Raw genomic sequence first — 16,097 nt, forward strand, 5'->3', positions numbered from 1 at the left:
TGAGACAACACCGAGGAGCTTAGCTGCTCTCGCCGGGTGTTCGGCCAACATACAAGGAGCGAGGCTTGCCCGCGAAGCTTTTCAGGCTGACGCCGCGTCTTTGTAAGCCTTCAACGCCTTGAGCCGCTCGCGCTTGATCGCCTCGCCCAATTCCGGCCCCTTGAATCCCTTCTCCAGCAACGGCTGAACCGCCACGCTTCGCGCTGCAGTCGCCGCCCCGCGCAAATAATCCGCCTGTGGATAACTTCGCTGTTCCAGGCCTTTGCGCCCTCGAGCGTCCATCTCGCACGCCGCAATAAACTCCTCAAAGCGCTGAGGTCGACGATAGACGTCGAAGCTCTGCAGCAACTCCAGCAAGGTCGACGGTTTCAGCTCCAGAGCCCGATGGCCATGGGTGTGATACTCGCCCACCAGCAGTGCCAATTCCTGACAATCCTTCGGTGCCTTGAAGCGCACGTTGACCGCTTTGATCAGCTTCAGGCCTTTGTGCTCGTGGGCGATGTGGCGAGGCCATTCCTCCTCGGGCGTCAGTCCTTTGCCCAAGTCATGCAGCAGGCAGGCCCAGCGCACGGTCAGCGGTTGTTTGTGCTGTGCCGCTTGCTCCAGCACGCTCAGGGTATGCACGCCTGTGTCGATTTCCGGGTGGTGGGCCTCGGGTTGCGGTACACCGAACAGCGCATCGACTTCCGGCATCAGCACTTTGAGCGCACCGCACTCGCGCAGCACCTGGATGAACACCTGGGGTTGGTCTTCCATCAGCGCGCGGGCGATTTCTTTCCAGCTGCGTTCCGCGGTCAGTGCCTCCAGTTCACCCGATTCGCTGAGTTGCCGCATCAGCGCCAGTGTCTCGGGGGCGACGGTGAAACCCAGCCCTGCATAACGCGCGGCGAAGCGGGCAACGCGCAGAACGCGGAGCGGATCTTCGGCGAACGCGGGGGAAACATGACGAAGCAGGCGAGCCTCGAGATCCCGCTGGCCATGGTAGGGGTCGGTCAGGTTCTGCTGATCGTCTTCGGCCATGGCGTTGATCGTCAGGTCACGACGAATCAGGTCTTCTTCGAGCGTGACTTCGGGGCTGGCGTGAAAGGTGAAGCCGCCGTAACCGCGTCCGCTTTTGCGCTCAGTGCGGGCGAGGGCGTATTCCTCACCGCTTTTGGGGTGAAGAAACACTGGAAAATCCGCACCCACCGGGCGAAAGCCCTTGGCGAGCATTTCTTCGGTGGTAGCGCCTACCACGACCCAGTCGATATCGGTGACAGGCCTGCCCAGCAGGCGATCGCGTACCGCACCACCGACTTTATAAATCTGCATAAAAAACCTCCGTTAGCCCGACAGAATAACCTTTGCGTCGAACTTCCGGAGGCCGAAACAGGATCAAAGATGAATGACAGCCAAGTCTAACCGGCCGTAGTCCCCCTCGCCGTGTTCGCTTCTGGGTGGAACATGGTGGGTTTTCACCACCTGATCCCCTTGCAGGGTTTCCAGGTGAATGTCGAAGCCCCAGAGCCGGTGCAGGTGCTTGAGCACTTCCTCGGTGGAATCGCCGAGCGGCTTGCGGTCGTGCTGCTGGTGACGCAAGGTCAGCGAGCGGTCCCCGCGCCGGTCGATGCTGTAGATCTGGATGTTGGGTTCGCGATTGCCGAGGTTGTATTGCGCCGCGAGGGTTTCGCGGATGGTTCGATAGCCCTCTTCGTCGTGGATCGCCGGAACCAGCAGATCATCCTTCTGGTCGTCATCGAGGATGCTGAACAGCTTCAGGTCGCGGATCACCTTGGGTGACAGGTACTGCAGGATGAAGCTCTCGTCCTTGAAGCTGCTCATGGCGAATTTGATGCTGGACAACCAGTCTGTGCCGGCGATTTCCGGGAACCAGCGGTAGTCCTCTTCGGTAGGCTGTTCGCATATCCGCCGGATATCGCGATACATGGCAAAACCGAGGGTGTAGGGGTTGATTCCGCTGTAGTAGGGGCTGTCGAAGCCCGGCTGGAACACCACGCTGGTATGGGACGTCAGGAACTCCATCATGAAGCCATCGGTGACCAGGCCTTCGTCATACAAGTCGTTCATCAAGGTGTAGTGCCAGAAGGTGGCCCAGCCTTCGTTCATTACCTGTGTCTGGCGCTGTGGATAAAAATACTGGGCGATCTTGCGCACGATCCGCACTATTTCACGTTGCCATGGCTCCAGCAGCGGGGCGTGTTTTTCGATGAAATACAGGATGTTTTCCTGAGGCTCGGCGGGGAAGCGTGCGTTGTCCTTGTCGCTGAATTTGTCCGCGCCTTTTGGAATGGTCCGCCACAAATCGTTGATCTGCTTTTGCAGATGTTCTTCCCGATCCTTCTGCCGACGGCGTTCTTCTTCGGCGGAAATCGGATAAGGGCGTTTGTAACGGTCGACCCCGTAATTCATCAGCGCATGGCAGGAATCGAGCAAGTCCTCTACCGCGTCGATACCGTGGCGTTCTTCGCACTGCATGATGTACTGCTTGGCGAACACCAGGTAATCGATGATCGAACTGGCGTCGGTCCAGGTGCGAAACAGGTAATTACCCTTGAAGAAGCTGTTATGGCCATAGCAGGCGTGAGCCACCACCAGGGCCTGCATGCAGATGGTGTTTTCTTCCATCAGATAGGCGATGCAAGGGTCCGAGTTGATCACAATCTCGTAGGCCAGCCCCATCTGGCCGCGGCTGTAGGATTTTTCGGTACTTAGGAAGTGTTTGCCATAGGACCAATGGTGATAACCCAGGGGCATGCCCACTGAGGCGTAGGCGTCCATCATCTGTTCGGCAGTGATCACTTCGATCTGGTTGGGGTAGGTATCGAGCGCATAGCGGGCCGCGAGACGACTGATTTCGCGGTCGTAGGCCTGGATCAGCTCGAACGTCCATTCAGAGCCGGTGGAAATGGGTTGGCGCTTTTGCTCTTTGGCGGTCATGTCACTAACCTGCGCTGGAAGAGTTCACGGAAGACCGGATAGATGTCCCCGGCCGAGACCAGTTGCTGCTGGGCAAAAGTGTCAGAGAAGGCTTCGGCGATGCGTTCGTACTCGAACCACAGGGCCTGGTGTTCGCGCGGGGTAATCTCTACATAAGTGTAGTACTGCACGAACGGCATGATCTGATTGATCAGAATGTCGCGGCAGATTGGCGAGTCGTCGTTCCAGTTATCGCCGTCGGACGCCTGGGCGGCATAGATATTCCACTCATTGCTCGGATAACGCTCGGCCATGATCTCCTGCATCAGTTTAAGGGCGCTGGAGACGATGGTGCCGCCGGTTTCCCGGGAGTAGAAAAACTCCTCCTCATCCACTTCGCGGGCACTGGTGTGGTGGCGGATGAACACGACGTCGATTTTGTCGTAGTTCCGCTTGAGGAACAGGTACAGCAGGATGAAGAAGCGCTTGGCGATGTCCTTGGTCGCCTGGGTCATGGAGCCGGACACGTCCATCAGGCAGAACATCACTGCTTTGGAGCTCGGGTTCGGCTGTTTGATCAACAGGTTGTACTTGAGGTCAAAGGTGTCGAGAAATGGCACCCGGTGAATGCGCGCACTGAGTTTCTCGATTTCCGCTTCGAGTTCCTGGATGTCGCCGAAGTTGTCCGGCTCCTCCCGTCTAAGCCGGGCGAGCTCCTCTTTGACTTCGCGCAGTTTTGCCCGGCTGCTGCCGGACAGGGCGATGCGCCGGGCATGGGCCGAACGCAGCGTACGGATGATGTTGATCCGTGACGGGTTGCCCTCGTTGCTGATGCCCGCGCGTACGGTCTTGAAGGTGTCGGTGCCGGTCAGGTGACGTTTGACCAGGTTAGGCAGTTCAAGGTCCTCGAACATGAATTCGAGGAATTCTTCCTGGGTGATCTGGAAGACGAACTCGTCCATCCCTTCACCCGAGTTACCGGCCTTGCCGGGGCCTCTGCCGCCGCCACCTCCGGGCGGACGGGCAATGTGCTCGCCGCTGGTGAACTCCTTGTTGCCCGGGTGCACGATGGTCTGCTTGCCGCCCCGGCCATGGTGAAGCACCGGCTCGTCGATGTCGCGGCCGGGAATGCTGATTTGCTCGCCGTGTTCCATATCGGTAATGGAACGCCGGCCTACCGCCTCTTCGACGGCCTTTTTGATGTGATCACGGTAGCGCCGCAGAAACCGCTGACGGTTTACCGTGCTCTTGTTCTTGCCATTGAGACGTCGGTCGATCACATAGCTCATGACTGCTCCTTAGAAGCTGTCCTGAAAGGGGCGAGCGGTTACGCAGCATCGACCTGTGCCGAGGGATGTTCACGCTCCCCCAAGCGCTTCTGGATGCTGCCTGAACCTCGTTACCGACTTTCGAACACCTCCCAGAGGTCTGTGTAACAGAAAAAGCGTACACAGGCCTCTGGCTAACGACAACCGGTCTGGCCGGCAGCGGGTTACTGTGATTTTCTGACCCGCAAGTACCACTCGGACAGCAGTCGTACCTGTTTGTCGGTGTAGCCCCGCTCGACCATCCGTGTGACGAAGTCGTTGTGCTTCTGCTGGTCCTCTTTGCTGGCCTTGGCGTTGAAGCTGATGACCGGCAGAAGGTCCTCGGTGTTGGAGAACATTTTCTTCTCGATGACCACCCGCAGTTTTTCGTAGCTGAGCCAGGTTGGGTTCTTGCCGTTGTTGTTGGCACGGGCGCGCAGTACGAAGTTGACGATTTCGTTGCGGAAATCCTTCGGATTGCTGATGCCGGCCGGTTTCTCGATTTTCTCCAGTTCCTCGTTCAGGGCTACGCGGTTGAGGATCTCGCCGGTTTCCGGGTCGCGGTATTCCTGATCCTGAATCCAGAAGTCGGCGTACAGCACGTAGCGATCGAAGATGTTCTGGCCGTACTCGCTGTAAGACTCGAGGTAGGCAGTCTGGATCTCCTTGCCGATGAACTCGATGTAACGCGGCGCCAGGTACTCTTTCAGGAAGCGCAGATAGCGTTCGCGTGTCTCGGCCTGGAATTGTTCCTGTTCGATCTGCTGTTCCAGCACGTAGAGCAGATGCACCGGGTTGGCGGCGATTTCGTGCGGATCGAAGTTGAAGACCTTCGACAGGATCTTGAAGGCGAAGCGGGTCGACAGACCGTTCATGCCTTCGTCGACACCTGCTGCATCGCGGTATTCCTGGATCGACTTGGCCTTCGGATCGGTGTCCTTGAGGTTTTCGCCGTCATACACGCGCATCTTGGAGTAGATGTTGGAGTTTTCCGGCTCTTTAAGGCGCGAGAGCACGGTGAACTGAGCGAGCATTTTCAGCGTGTCGGGCGCGCAATGGGCCTTGGCCAGCGAACTGTTGAACAACAGCTTGTCGTAGATCTTCACCTCGTCGCTGACGCGCAGGCAGTACGGCACTTTGACGATATAGATCCGGTCGATGAAGGCTTCGTTGTTCTTGTTGTTGCGGAAGGTGTGCCATTCCGATTCGTTGGAGTGGGCCAGCAGAATCCCGGTGAACGGAATAGCCCCCAAGCCTTCGGTGCTGTTGTAGTTGCCTTCCTGAGTGGCCGTCAGCAATGGGTGCAGCACCTTGATCGGTGCCTTGAACATTTCGACGAATTCCATCAGGCCCTGGTTGGCCCGGCACAGCGCGCCCGAATAGCTGTAGGCATCGGCGTCGTTCTGCGGGAACTCTTCCAGTTTGCGAATATCGACCTTGCCCACCAGTGCCGAGATGTCCTGGTTGTTTTCATCGCCCGGCTCGGTTTTCGCAACTGCAATCTGGTTGAGGATCGACGGATAGAGTTTCACCACGCGGAACTGGCTGATGTCGCCGCCGAATTCGGCCAGGCGCTTGGTGGCCCATGGCGACATGATGGTGTTGAGGTAGCGCCGGGGAATGCCGAAGTCTTCCTCGAGGATCGCGCCATCTTCAGTGGCGTTGAACAGACCCAGGGGCGACTCGAAAACCGGCGAGCCCTTGATTGCGTAAAAGGGCACTTTCTCGATCAGCTGTTTGAGCTTTTCGGCCAAAGATGACTTACCGCCACCGACTGGGCCCAGCAGGTAGAGGATCTGTTTCTTTTCTTCCAGACCCTGAGCGGCATGGCGGAAATACGACACGATCTGGTCGATGCATTCTTCCATCCCGTGGAAGTCTTCAAAGGCCGGATAGCGGCGGATCACCTTGTTGGAAAATATGCGCGACAGCCTCGAGTTGGTTGAGGTGTCGAGCAGTTCCGGTTCGCCGATGGCCAGCAAGAGACGCTCGGCCGCGGAAACGTAGGCGCTGCGGTCCTTTTTGCACAGTTCCAGATACTCTTGCAGCGAGAGTTCTTCCTGGCGCGTGGACTCGAAGCGTTGTTGGAAGTGGCTAAAGATACTCATGACGTCACCTCGCTCGATACGTGGAGCCGACGCCGGATCACTCAGTCGATGCTGGCAGCAACCGAACAGGCAGTTGCTGTTTACCCCCCAGAACTCTTCCGGAGCTGACTACTCCGAAAGCTACTCCCGATGACCCGTGCGCCGGTGTACCGGCTCTCCCCTGTTTTGGATGGCCTGCGCTTAAGGATAGTTGGGAATTTGGGAGGTAAAGGCAAGATACGTAATTAGTTGTGGCAGACCGTTCGTCTGTAATCGCGCGAGCCCACGGGGGCCGGGGCTTGCGCATTACAAAATAATTATTCGGAAGTGCCTTGCGCCGTTTCCGAAGGATAGGTCGTACGCCACAGCTCAAAACCGCCGTCCATGCTGTAGACGTCGGAAAAGCCCTGGCTGATCAGATAAGCAGCTGCGCCCTGGCTGGAATTTCCGTGATAGCAGACCACTACCGTCGGCGCATCCAGATCGGCGCCCTGGATGAAAGCATGCAGAGAGTGGTTATCCAGATGCTTCGAGCCGGTGATGTGCAGCGCGGCAAATGTTGCCGGGTCGCGGACATCGACCACCACCGCGCCTTGTTCGCGCAGGGCCTGGGCCTGTTCTGGGGGGATACGTTTGAATTCGCTCATGGCGGGCTCCTGTGGCTCGGCTGAAAGCGCAGTCTAGCGCGGGGCGCTGGCTGACGTTTGTTCGGGAATAGAGGTGGCGACTGCCGGTCGAAGGTGGCCATGGGCGTCGCATTTGCATTGCAGGCGCTCAAAGGTGTCGACATTCATCAGGGTCATGGCGCCACCCCAGACGCAACCGCTATCGAGTGCAAACAGCCCCGGTTCGTCGCACTGGCCTTCGAGCGCCGCCCAATGGCCGAAGATGATCTTCAGGCCTTTGGTTTTACGCTCCTTGTGCGCGAACCACGGCGCATAGCCCGGCGGTGCGGTGTCGATGCCTTCCTTGCCCTTGAGGTCGAGTTTGCCGTCGCTGGTGCAAAAACGCATCCGGGTGAAATAGTTGGTGATGACTCGCAGGCGGGCGGCGCCTTTGAGATCGCTATTCCATTTCACCGGCTCGTTGCCGTACATGCCGTCAAGGTAAGGCGCGAAGCGGTTGTCATCGTGCAGGGCTTCTTCGACTTCGGCGGCGCACTTCAAGGCTTTGCGCAGCGACCATTGCGGCGGGATACCGGCATGGACCAGGGCGATATCACGTTGTTCATCGTAGTGCATGAGCTTTTGCTGGCGAACCCACTCCAGCAGGTCCGCGCGATCGGGTGCTTCGAGGATCTCACGCAAGGTATCGGCTTTCTTCAGGCGCTCGATGTTTTGCCCGACGGCCAGCAAGTGCAGGTCATGGTTGCCGAGTACGCATACCAGCGACTCGCGGATGCCATAGAGGAAGCGCAGGGTTTCCAGCGACTGTGGGCCACGGTTGACGAGATCACCCACCAGCCACAGGCGATCTCGGGCAGGGTCGAAGGCCACTTGCTCGAGCAGGCATTTGAGCGGTTCAAGGCAACCTTGCACATCACCGACGGCATACGTCGCCATCAGTGCAACGCCCCAGGGACCGCCAGACGGAACGGCGCGATGATGGCGTCGAAGTGCTTACCGTCTTCGGCGAGCATCTGGTAGGTGCCCTGCATCGTGCCGACCTTGGAGGTCATGACGGTGCCGCTGCTGTAAGTGTGGCTCTGGCCAACCTCGATCAACGGCTGCTGGCCGACGACGCCCGCACCGCGAACCTCCTCGACATGGCCGTCACCGTCGGTGATGACCCAATGCCGTGAAAGCAGTCTGGCGGGTAGCAGGCCATTGTTTTGCACGGTGATGGTGTAGGCGAAGGCAAAGCGGTTTTGCTCGGGTTGCGATTGTTCTGCCAGATAGCGGGTGACGACGCTGACGTCGACCTGATAACGAGGATCGGACATGCAAAAGGCCTTAGAAACGAAGCGGAACGCGGGGCGTAGCTGATAGAACTCAGTCTAGGCCAAGTATCGGGTAGTAAACCAGAGTGGCGTCCTACCCGATAGCGCTCATCGCCTGTCAGTCGGTGGCAGGCTTTTGTAGGACTTGTTCGCTGAGCTTGTCGGCCAGGCGTACGAAGGCGGCCAGGTCGAGCTGCTCGGGGCGCAAGCTGCCATCGACGCCGGCGGCTTCGATTTCGGCGTTGCTCAGCAATAGTTTCAGTGTGTTGCGCAGGGTCTTGCGGCGCTGGTTGAAAGCTTCACGTACGACGCGCTCCAGCAGGCGATGATCCTTGGCCGGGTGCGGCAGTACCGCGTGGGGCACCAGGCGCACGATCGCGGAGTCGACTTTCGGCGGAGGATTGAACGCACCCGGGCCGACGTTGAACAGATGCTCGACCCGGCAATGGTACTGAACCATGATCGACAGCCGACCCCAATCGCCGCCGCCAGGACCCGCCGCCAGGCGCTCGACCACTTCCTTTTGCAGCATGAAGTGCATGTCGCGAATCAGGTGTGCGTTGTGCAGCAGGTGGAAAATCAGCGGCGTAGAGATGTTATACGGCAGGTTGCCGACCACTCGCAGGCTGTTTGGTGCGGCGTTCAGGCTGTTGAAGTCAAACTTCAGCGCGTCGCCCTGATGCAGGTTGAAGTTGCTCTTGCCGGCGAACTGCTGGTTGAGGATAGGGATCAGGTCCTTGTCCAGCTCTACGACGTCCAGTTGAGCGCCGCTGTTGAGCAGGCCGGCGGTCAGTGCACCCTGGCCCGGACCGATTTCCAGCAGGCGGTCTTCAGGTTTGGCGTGAATGGAGCGCAGGATACGGTCGATAACGCCAGCATCGTGCAGGAAGTTCTGGCCGAAGCGCTTGCGCGCCCGGTGTTGGTAATGCTCGGTCATAAACGGGTCTCGGCCATCTGGTAGGCGGTTTCCAGGGCGACTTGCAGGCTGCCGGTGTCGATGTTGCCGCTGCCGGCCAGGTCCAGGGCGGTGCCGTGGTCGACCGATGTGCGGATGATCGGCAAGCCGAGGGTCACGTTGACTGCCGCGCCGAAGCCTTTGTATTTCAGCACAGGCAAGCCCTGGTCGTGGTACATCGCCAGCACCGCGTCGCAGTGCTCCAGATATTTGGGGGTAAACAGAGTGTCGGCGGGCAGGGGGCCGCGAAGGTCCATGCCCTCGCCGCGCAGGCGCTCTAATGTAGGTTCGATGATGTCGATTTCTTCATGGCCCAGATGACCGCCTTCACCGGCGTGGGGGTTGAGCCCGCAAACCAGGATGCGTGGCTGGGCGATGCCGAACTTTTCTTTCAGGTCGGTGTGCAGGATCCGTGTGACCCGCTCCAGCCGCTCCGGCGTAATCGCGTCGGCAATTTCGCGAAGGGGCAGGTGAGTGGTGACCAGCGCTACACGCAAGCCGCGGGTGGCGAGCATCATCACCACTTGCGCGGTGTGGGTCAGGTCAGCGAGAAACTCCGTGTGCCCGGAAAAGGCGATCCCGGATTCATTGATCACACCCTTGTGCACCGGGGCGGTGATCATGCCGGCGAAATGCCCATCCAGACAGCCCTGGCCAGCACGGGTCAGGGTTTCCAGAACGAAAGCCGCATTGGCCTTGTCCAGTTGCCCGGCGGTGACCTTGGCGTTGAGAGGCGTATCCCACACATACAGGCTGTTGGCGGGCGCAGGAGCATCCGGCCAGCTGTCCGGCGTTACCGGCAGCAGATCGACAACCACGCCCAGCTGCGCGGCCCGCTCAAGGAGCAGGTCGCGGCTGGTAATGGCAATCAGGGGATGTGGCTGGGCTTGCGAGGCGAGCAGCAGGCACAGGTCGGGACCTATGCCGGCTGGTTCGCCGGGGGTCAGCGCGAAACGCTTGGGTTTCACTGCGCTGCCTGGTCTGCACCAGGGAGTTTGATTTCTACGTACGCTTCGTCACGGATCTGACGCAGCCAGGTTTGCAGCTCTTCGTCGTATTTGCGGTTACGCAGTACGGTCATCGCTTGCTGCTCACGGGCCTGGGCGGTGCTGTCGGTGGCGCGGCGGCCAAGGACTTCCAGAACGTGCCAGCCATATTGGGTCTTGAACGGCTTGGACAGCTGACCTTGCGGGGTCTTGGCCATCACTTCGCGGAATTCAGGTACCAGCGCGTTCGGGTCGATCCAGTTCAGGTCGCCACCGTTGAGGGCCGAACCCGGGTCCTCCGAGAAGCTTTTCGCCAGCTCGCCGAAATCTTCGCCCGCTTCGATACGGGTATAGAGCGACTGAGCCAGGGCCTTGGTTTTTTCTTCGTCGCGGATCGGGCTCGGTTTGACCAGGATGTGCCGCACGTGTACCTCGTCACGCACCTGGGATTCGCCGCCACGCTTGTCGAGGATCTTCAGGATAATGAAGCCGCCCGGGGTGCGCATTGGCTGGGTCACGTCGCCAACGGCCATGGTGCCGAGCAAGCGATCGAACGGAGGTGGCAGTTGAGCGGCTTTACGCCAGCCCATGTCGCCGCCTTCCAGTGCGGTTTCGCTGGCGGATTTGGCGATTGCCAACTGACCGAAGTCAGCGCCTTGCTTGAGTTGCTGGTAAACCGCGTCGGCTTGTTTGGCGGCATTCTGAATCGCGTCGGAGTTGGCGCTTTCCGGCGTAGGAATCAGAATGTTGGCCAGGCGGAACTCTTCGGACAGCTGCATTTTGCCGAGATCGGATGCCAGGAAGTTCTTCACTTCCTGCTCGGACACCTGGATGCGCTCCGCCACACGGCGCTGACGCACGCGGCTGATGATCATTTCGCGGCGGATCTGGTCGCGGGCATCGTCATAAGACAGGCCGTCGCGAGCTAAAGCGGCGCGGAATTGTTCGATCGACATGTTATTGCGCTGGGCAATGGTGCCGACAGCCTGGTTCAGCTCTTCATCGGTAATGCGGATGCCGGAACGCTCGCCGATCTGCAATTGCAGGTTTTCGACGATCAGACGCTCGAGCACTTGCTGATCCAGTACGCCGGTAGGCGGTACGGCAGCACCGCGTTTGGCGATGGTTTGCTGAACTTCGTGAACGCGCCGGTCCAGTTGGCTCTGCATGACCACGTCATTGTCGACGATGGCCACCACTTTATCGATGGACTGTACCGCGGCGTTGGCCGCGGTACCCAGGAACAGCGCGCCCAGCATCAGCGGGCGCAGACAATCAGAAAGCTTGGTCTTCACGTTCACGATAACCTTGGATGCCTTTGTCGAGGAAACTCTCTACTTTGGCGCCGGTGAGGCCGCCGAGTCCCTTCAGAACAATTTGGAGGAAGACGCCGTGGTCGCCTTTTTCGTTTTGTGGGGCTTGCTGACTGAATTCGTCATAGGAAACCCAGTAACGGTTGATCAGGCGTAGTTTCCAGCAGCAGTTGTCGTACTCGAAACCACCAAAGGCTTCCAGGGTACGGTTGCGGTTGTAGTCATACTGCCAGCGGCTGATGGCGTTCCACTGCGGCACGATCGGCCAGATCACCGAGAAGTCGTGCTGTTTGATCTTGTAGTAGTCCTTCACGTAGCCAGGTGTGCCCGGGGTGCCGTAGTCACCGCCGCCCACCGTCCATTTACCGGTGTTCTGGTCATAACGGACCTGGTCATTGCGATAGCGATAACCGGCGTTGATGACCTTGTTCGGGTTGTCTTCTGGCTGGTAGTGGAACATCGCGCTGCCCGAGCGAGGGCTGCGGCTGTCCGGGTCCCAGTTGTAGTCGGCGGTGGTGCGCCAGTCACGGTTCCAGCGGTATTCGTATTCCAGCGCGTACGGTGAAACATTGGCTTGAGCATCGGCGCGGGTTTTTGCGTCGATACCTGGCAACTGGACTTCGCGGTCCTTGAAGTACATGGCTTGGCCGACGCTGATACGTTGACGCTCGAAACCATTGTCTTCGATCCAGCGGCTGGTCACGCCCAGGGACAGTTTGTTCTCGTCGCCGACACGGTCGGAGCCGGAGAAGCGGTTGTCACGGAATAGCGACGCGTAATTGAAGGTGTATTCGCTGGTGTCGAATATCGGAATATCCTTCTGGTCTTCCTCAGGTACATAGAGGTAGAACAGGCGCGGTTCGAGGGTCTGGCGATAATTCTTGCCGAACCATTGGGTGTCACGATCGAAATACAGGCCGCTGTCGATACTGGCGATAGGCACGCCACGATTCTGGTTACTGCCGAAATGACCATAGAGGTTTTCAGTCCCGGCGGCAGCTGCGGCTTGATCCTGGGCTACGATTTGGCTTTTGCCGGTACCGTCCAGATCCAGTTGGTACTGGGTGTATTGATACTTGAGCGATGGCTTCAGGAAGCCATAGGTCCAGTTCAACGGCAGGCTGACAGCCGGTTTGAGATTCAAGCGGTCGCCGTTGGCACGTGCCAGACCTTGAACGTTGTTATCAAGACGCGGTTCGACGGTGCCATCTTCGTTTATGAAGTTGCCATTCTTCAAATCGCGGTCGAACCGGACGATTTCCGTCTCGTAATCGAAGTTCAAACCTTCCGGATGATATGGCAGCTGACCATTGAAGGTGATCTGCGGCAAACGGTCATACGGAGTGATGTTCGAAACGGTCGCCAGCTGATAGGCCTGGGCGTTCAAACGAGCGGTGTAGCTGTCGCCACGATAGGTGACAGAGCCCTGCTGGTTCATGTAGTCAGCGCTTTTCACGCCAATCTGGTCAGTCTGCAGATCCTGGAAGTAATACGGATCGCTGATCTTGGTGTAGTCGACTTGCGTAAAGACGCGGGAGTCGAGGCCACCCTTGTGCTGCCAGTTGTACATGTAGCGGTTTTTTTCGTAGTCGGTCTGCTTGCTGCGATCGGTATCTTCGTCGTTGAGGTACGCGGCGCCGAACTGGCCTTCGCTGGACTTGGTCAGGTAGCGGAATTCGCCTTCCATCAACAGGCCATGCTTGGCCATGTAACGCGGGTACAACGTGGCATCGTAGTTCGGTGCCAGGTTGAAGTAGTACGGAGTGACCAGCATGAAGCCGGTATCGCTGCCGGTGCCGATGGTCGGCGGCAGGAAGCCGGACTGGCGACGGTCGTCGATCGGGAAATAGATGTACGGCGTGTACAGAACCGGAATGTCCTTGACCCGCAGCGTCACGTTGGTCGCGGTACCGAAACCGGTGGCCGGGTTCAAGGTGATGTTGTTGCCCTTGAGCTGCCAGGCATTGCTGTTCGGTTCGCACGTGGTGTACGTACCGTCCTTGAGACGGATGATCGCGTTCTCGGCACGTTTGGCGTACAGCGCGTTACCGCGGATACGCGACTTGTGCATCACGTATTCGGCGTTGTCGACCTTGGCTTCACCGGTGTCGAGCTGCACGTCGGCGTGGTCGCCCACGATCAGTGCGCCATTGTCGCGAATGCGCACGTTGCCGGCCAGTTCGCCACGGCTCTCGGCCTGGTACAGGTTCGCTTCGTCGGCTTCGACCTGCATGCTGCCCTGACGCATGACCACGTCACCGGCCAGGGTCGCGACCTGCTCTTCCTGCTTATAGCGGGAGGCCTTGGCGCCGATAAAGGTTGGAGCGTCACTTTTATTCGTCTTGTCATTCATGCCAGGACGAATCGGTTCGATATAGGAACCAGAGCAGTAAGGACCGGTTTCGGCCAATTGCGCTGCGGTGAGCTTCTCGCGCGGAACCCAGTCGAGGTGGCTGTAGTCTTCACTACGCGACTTCAGGCCGCGGCCCTTGGACTCGGTAACCAGCACAGGCTTGGCGCCGGTGTCTTCGCTGGAGGCGGTGCCTGCCGGGGTTTCTCCAGTGGCGGAAACTGCGCTGCCTTCATGCACGGGGCGCGGCGGCAATGCAGCGGCCGGTGCCTTTGGCGCACAGTCCCAGGCACCCGAAGCAGAGACTGAGCAGTCATACTGTTCCGCGGCGACCACGAACGACGTGGCCAGGGGTTGCAGGGCCAGCAGACTGCCGGTAACCAACAACGGAAATTTTTTACGAAACGCGGGGGATTTCAATGCCATCTTATTAGTCCGGGCTTCCTGCGTGCCATCTGCCCGCGGTGTGGGCCGCACGCCTCTCGATGGTCTGAAAAAGATGCTGGATAATAAAGCATGACCCGCTTGACGGCTAGCGCCGTCGGAGACCCTTGCAATGCCTGACCAAGATGTACGCTTGCAACACCTGAAAGTTTGGCTCGATGAACAGTTGGCTATCCTCTTTGCAGAACAAGGTTGGGGCACCGTACCCCCGGCCACGTTGACCGCGGCCAGTAGCGACGCGAGTTTTCGGCGCTATTTCCGCTGGGAAGGCGCAGGCAGAAGTTTCGTCGTGATGGACGCGCCACCGCCCCAGGAAAACTGCAAACCCTTTGTGGATATCGCTTTTCTGCTGGCGAAATCCGGCATAAACGTGCCGAAAATTTATGCCGAGGACCTGGAGCGCGGTTTCCTTTTGCTCAATGACCTGGGCAACAAGACTTATCTGGACGTGATCGACAGCGAAAATGCCGACGATTTGTTCAAGGATGCCCTGCAAGCGTTGTTGGCTTTCCAGCAATTGCCGATGGTGGCGCCGCTGCCGAGTTATGACGTCGCGCTGCTGCGTCGCGAGCTCGAACTGTTCCCCGAGTGGTACGTGAAGCGCGAACTGGGTATCGAGTTCGATGCTGCGCAGCAGGTGCTCTGGCAGCAGGTCAGCGACCTGCTGATCGACAGCGCTCTGGCTCAGCCTAAAGTCCTGGTGCATCGCGACTACATGCCGCGCAACCTGATGATCAGCGAGCCGAATCCCGGCGTGCTGGATTTCCAGGACGCGGTCTACGGGCCGGTGACCTATGACGTGACCTGCCTGTTCAAGGACGCCTTCCTCAGCTGGCCTGAAGAACGCGTGCGCGGCTGGCTGGAAGATTACTGGCGGCAAGCCGGTGCGCTCGACATCCCGGTGCAGCCGGACTTTGAAGACTTTCTGCGCGCCAGCGACCTGATGGGCGTGCAGCGTCACTTGAAAGTCATCGGCATCTTCGCCCGCATCTGCCATCGCGACGGCAAGCCACGCTATCTCGGTGATGTGCCGCGCTTCTTTGCTTATATAGACGCGGTCATTGCCCGTCGCCCTGAATTGGCTGAGCTGGATGTGTTGCTGGCCAGTCTGCGTGCTGGAGTGAAGGCATGAAGGCAATGATTCTGGCGGCGGGTAAAGGCGAGCGCATGCGTCCGCTGACCCTGACCACGCCAAAACCGCTGGTTCGCGCCGGCGGAGCGCCCTTGATCGAGTATCACTTGCGCGCGCTGGCGGCAGCAGGGTTTACCGAGATCGTGATCAACCATGCCTGGCTCGGTCAGCAGATCGAAGATTATCTGGGTGATGGCTCGAAATATGGCGTGAGCATTCAGTATTCGCCGGAAGGTGAACCGCTGGAAACCGGTGGTGGTATTTTCCGCGCGTTGCCGTTGTTGGGTGATGAGGCTTTTGTGGTGGTCAACGGCGACATCTGGACCGACTACGACTTCAGCGTGTTGCACCAGCCCATCGTCGGGCTCGCTCATTTGATCCTGGCGGACAACCCGGCGCATCACCCGAACGGGGATTTCACCCTGGTCGATGGCCATGTGCAGGACGGTCAGCCGGATACCTCAACCCTGACCTACAGCGGCATCGCCGTGCTGCACCCGCAGCTGTTTGACGGTTGTGCGGCCGGGGCCTTCAAGCTTGCGCCATTGTTGCGCAAAGCCATGGCCGATGGACAAGTGACGGGCGAGCGCCTGAATGGACATTGGGTGGACGTCGGCACTCACGAGCGCCTGGCTGAAGTAGAAACCTTGATAGAAGCGAGACGCTGA

At 59.0% G+C, this 16,097-nt stretch carries 13 protein-coding genes; 2 read left to right on the top strand and 11 right to left on the bottom strand.

What is annotated here, in order from left to right:
* Positions 1-81: 81 nt before the first annotated feature.
* The 11 genes from AC1RL4_RS28295 to AC1RL4_RS28345 form a co-directional block, all read right to left on the bottom strand.
* Complete coding sequence (locus AC1RL4_RS28295) at positions 82-1,311, bottom strand: multifunctional CCA addition/repair protein (RefSeq protein ID WP_230175392.1); 1,230 nt, start codon at positions 1,309-1,311, stop codon at positions 82-84.
* 63 nt (positions 1,312-1,374) lie between these two features.
* Complete coding sequence (locus AC1RL4_RS28300; RefSeq protein ID WP_018928846.1) at positions 1,375-2,937, bottom strand: SpoVR family protein; 1,563 nt, start codon at positions 2,935-2,937, stop codon at positions 1,375-1,377.
* Positions 2,934-4,205 (bottom strand): YeaH/YhbH family protein, encoded by a 1,272-nt coding sequence (locus AC1RL4_RS28305; protein ID WP_018928847.1) that lies wholly within the window; start codon positions 4,203-4,205, stop codon positions 2,934-2,936. Before AC1RL4_RS28305 ends, AC1RL4_RS28300 begins: the two co-directional genes overlap by 4 nt.
* 203 nt (positions 4,206-4,408) lie before the next feature.
* On the bottom strand, positions 4,409-6,331 hold the full coding sequence (locus AC1RL4_RS28310) for a PrkA family serine protein kinase (protein ID WP_007904259.1): 1,923 nt from the start codon (positions 6,329-6,331) through the stop codon (positions 4,409-4,411).
* Positions 6,332-6,627: 296 nt separating this feature from the next.
* The gene (gene glpE, locus AC1RL4_RS28315) at positions 6,628-6,957 is read right to left on the bottom strand and encodes a thiosulfate sulfurtransferase GlpE (RefSeq protein WP_018928848.1); all 330 of its coding nucleotides are present in this window, start codon (positions 6,955-6,957) and stop codon (positions 6,628-6,630) included.
* 33 nt (positions 6,958-6,990) lie between these two features.
* Complete coding sequence (locus tag AC1RL4_RS28320) at positions 6,991-7,872, bottom strand: symmetrical bis(5'-nucleosyl)-tetraphosphatase (protein WP_028940277.1); 882 nt, start codon at positions 7,870-7,872, stop codon at positions 6,991-6,993.
* Positions 7,872-8,252 (bottom strand): Co2+/Mg2+ efflux protein ApaG, encoded by a 381-nt coding sequence (apaG, locus tag AC1RL4_RS28325; protein WP_019580734.1) that lies wholly within the window; start codon positions 8,250-8,252, stop codon positions 7,872-7,874. The genes AC1RL4_RS28320 and apaG overlap by 1 nt, the downstream gene beginning before the upstream one ends.
* Positions 8,253-8,367: 115 nt before the next feature.
* Positions 8,368-9,186 (bottom strand): 16S rRNA (adenine(1518)-N(6)/adenine(1519)-N(6))-dimethyltransferase RsmA, encoded by an 819-nt coding sequence (rsmA, locus tag AC1RL4_RS28330; RefSeq protein WP_019580735.1) that lies wholly within the window; start codon positions 9,184-9,186, stop codon positions 8,368-8,370.
* The gene (pdxA, locus tag AC1RL4_RS28335) at positions 9,183-10,172 is read right to left on the bottom strand and encodes a 4-hydroxythreonine-4-phosphate dehydrogenase PdxA (RefSeq protein ID WP_019580736.1); all 990 of its coding nucleotides are present in this window, start codon (positions 10,170-10,172) and stop codon (positions 9,183-9,185) included. The genes rsmA and pdxA overlap by 4 nt, the downstream gene beginning before the upstream one ends.
* Complete coding sequence (gene surA / locus AC1RL4_RS28340; protein WP_157755455.1) at positions 10,169-11,485, bottom strand: peptidylprolyl isomerase SurA; 1,317 nt, start codon at positions 11,483-11,485, stop codon at positions 10,169-10,171. Before surA ends, pdxA begins: the two co-directional genes overlap by 4 nt.
* The gene (locus AC1RL4_RS28345) at positions 11,466-14,279 is read right to left on the bottom strand and encodes an LPS-assembly protein LptD (RefSeq protein WP_230175387.1); all 2,814 of its coding nucleotides are present in this window, start codon (positions 14,277-14,279) and stop codon (positions 11,466-11,468) included. Before AC1RL4_RS28345 ends, surA begins: the two co-directional genes overlap by 20 nt.
* Positions 14,280-14,409: 130 nt before the next feature.
* On the opposite strand from AC1RL4_RS28345, the gene AC1RL4_RS28350 reads away from it, so the two are divergent.
* Both AC1RL4_RS28350 and murU read left to right on the top strand, forming a co-directional pair.
* Positions 14,410-15,429 carry an aminoglycoside phosphotransferase family protein gene (locus AC1RL4_RS28350; protein ID WP_019580739.1) on the top strand — a complete coding sequence of 340 codons (1,020 nt, stop codon included), beginning with the start codon at positions 14,410-14,412 and terminating at the stop codon, positions 15,427-15,429.
* Positions 15,426-16,097 carry an N-acetylmuramate alpha-1-phosphate uridylyltransferase MurU gene (gene murU, locus AC1RL4_RS28355; protein ID WP_019580740.1) on the top strand — a complete coding sequence of 224 codons (672 nt, stop codon included), beginning with the start codon at positions 15,426-15,428 and terminating at the stop codon, positions 16,095-16,097. Before AC1RL4_RS28350 ends, murU begins: the two co-directional genes overlap by 4 nt.

It is taken from the genome of Pseudomonas sp. GW822-FHT07A10, from assembly GCF_058798795.1.

Bases quoted from the DNA above. Each gene is read 5' to 3' on its own strand.
- AC1RL4_RS28295 (WP_230175392.1), bottom strand. From the start codon at position 1,311: ATGCAGATTTATAAAGTCGGTGGTGCGGTACGCGATCGCCTGCTGGGC.
- AC1RL4_RS28300 (WP_018928846.1), bottom strand. From the start codon at position 2,937: ATGACCGCCAAAGAGCAAAAGCGCCAACCCATTTCCACCGGCTCTGAA.
- AC1RL4_RS28305 (WP_018928847.1), bottom strand. From the start codon at position 4,205: ATGAGCTATGTGATCGACCGACGTCTCAATGGCAAGAACAAGAGCACG.
- AC1RL4_RS28310 (WP_007904259.1), bottom strand. From the start codon at position 6,331: ATGAGTATCTTTAGCCACTTCCAACAACGCTTCGAGTCCACGCGCCAG.
- glpE (WP_018928848.1), bottom strand. From the start codon at position 6,957: ATGAGCGAATTCAAACGTATCCCCCCAGAACAGGCCCAGGCCCTGCGC.
- AC1RL4_RS28320 (WP_028940277.1), bottom strand. From the start codon at position 7,872: ATGGCGACGTATGCCGTCGGTGATGTGCAAGGTTGCCTTGAACCGCTC.
- apaG (WP_019580734.1), bottom strand. From the start codon at position 8,252: ATGTCCGATCCTCGTTATCAGGTCGACGTCAGCGTCGTCACCCGCTAT.
- rsmA (WP_019580735.1), bottom strand. From the start codon at position 9,186: ATGACCGAGCATTACCAACACCGGGCGCGCAAGCGCTTCGGCCAGAAC.
- AC1RL4_RS28345 (WP_230175387.1), bottom strand. From the start codon at position 14,279: ATGGCATTGAAATCCCCCGCGTTTCGTAAAAAATTTCCGTTGTTGGTT.
- AC1RL4_RS28350 (WP_019580739.1), top strand. From the start codon at position 14,410: ATGCCTGACCAAGATGTACGCTTGCAACACCTGAAAGTTTGGCTCGAT.
- murU (WP_019580740.1), top strand. From the start codon at position 15,426: ATGAAGGCAATGATTCTGGCGGCGGGTAAAGGCGAGCGCATGCGTCCG.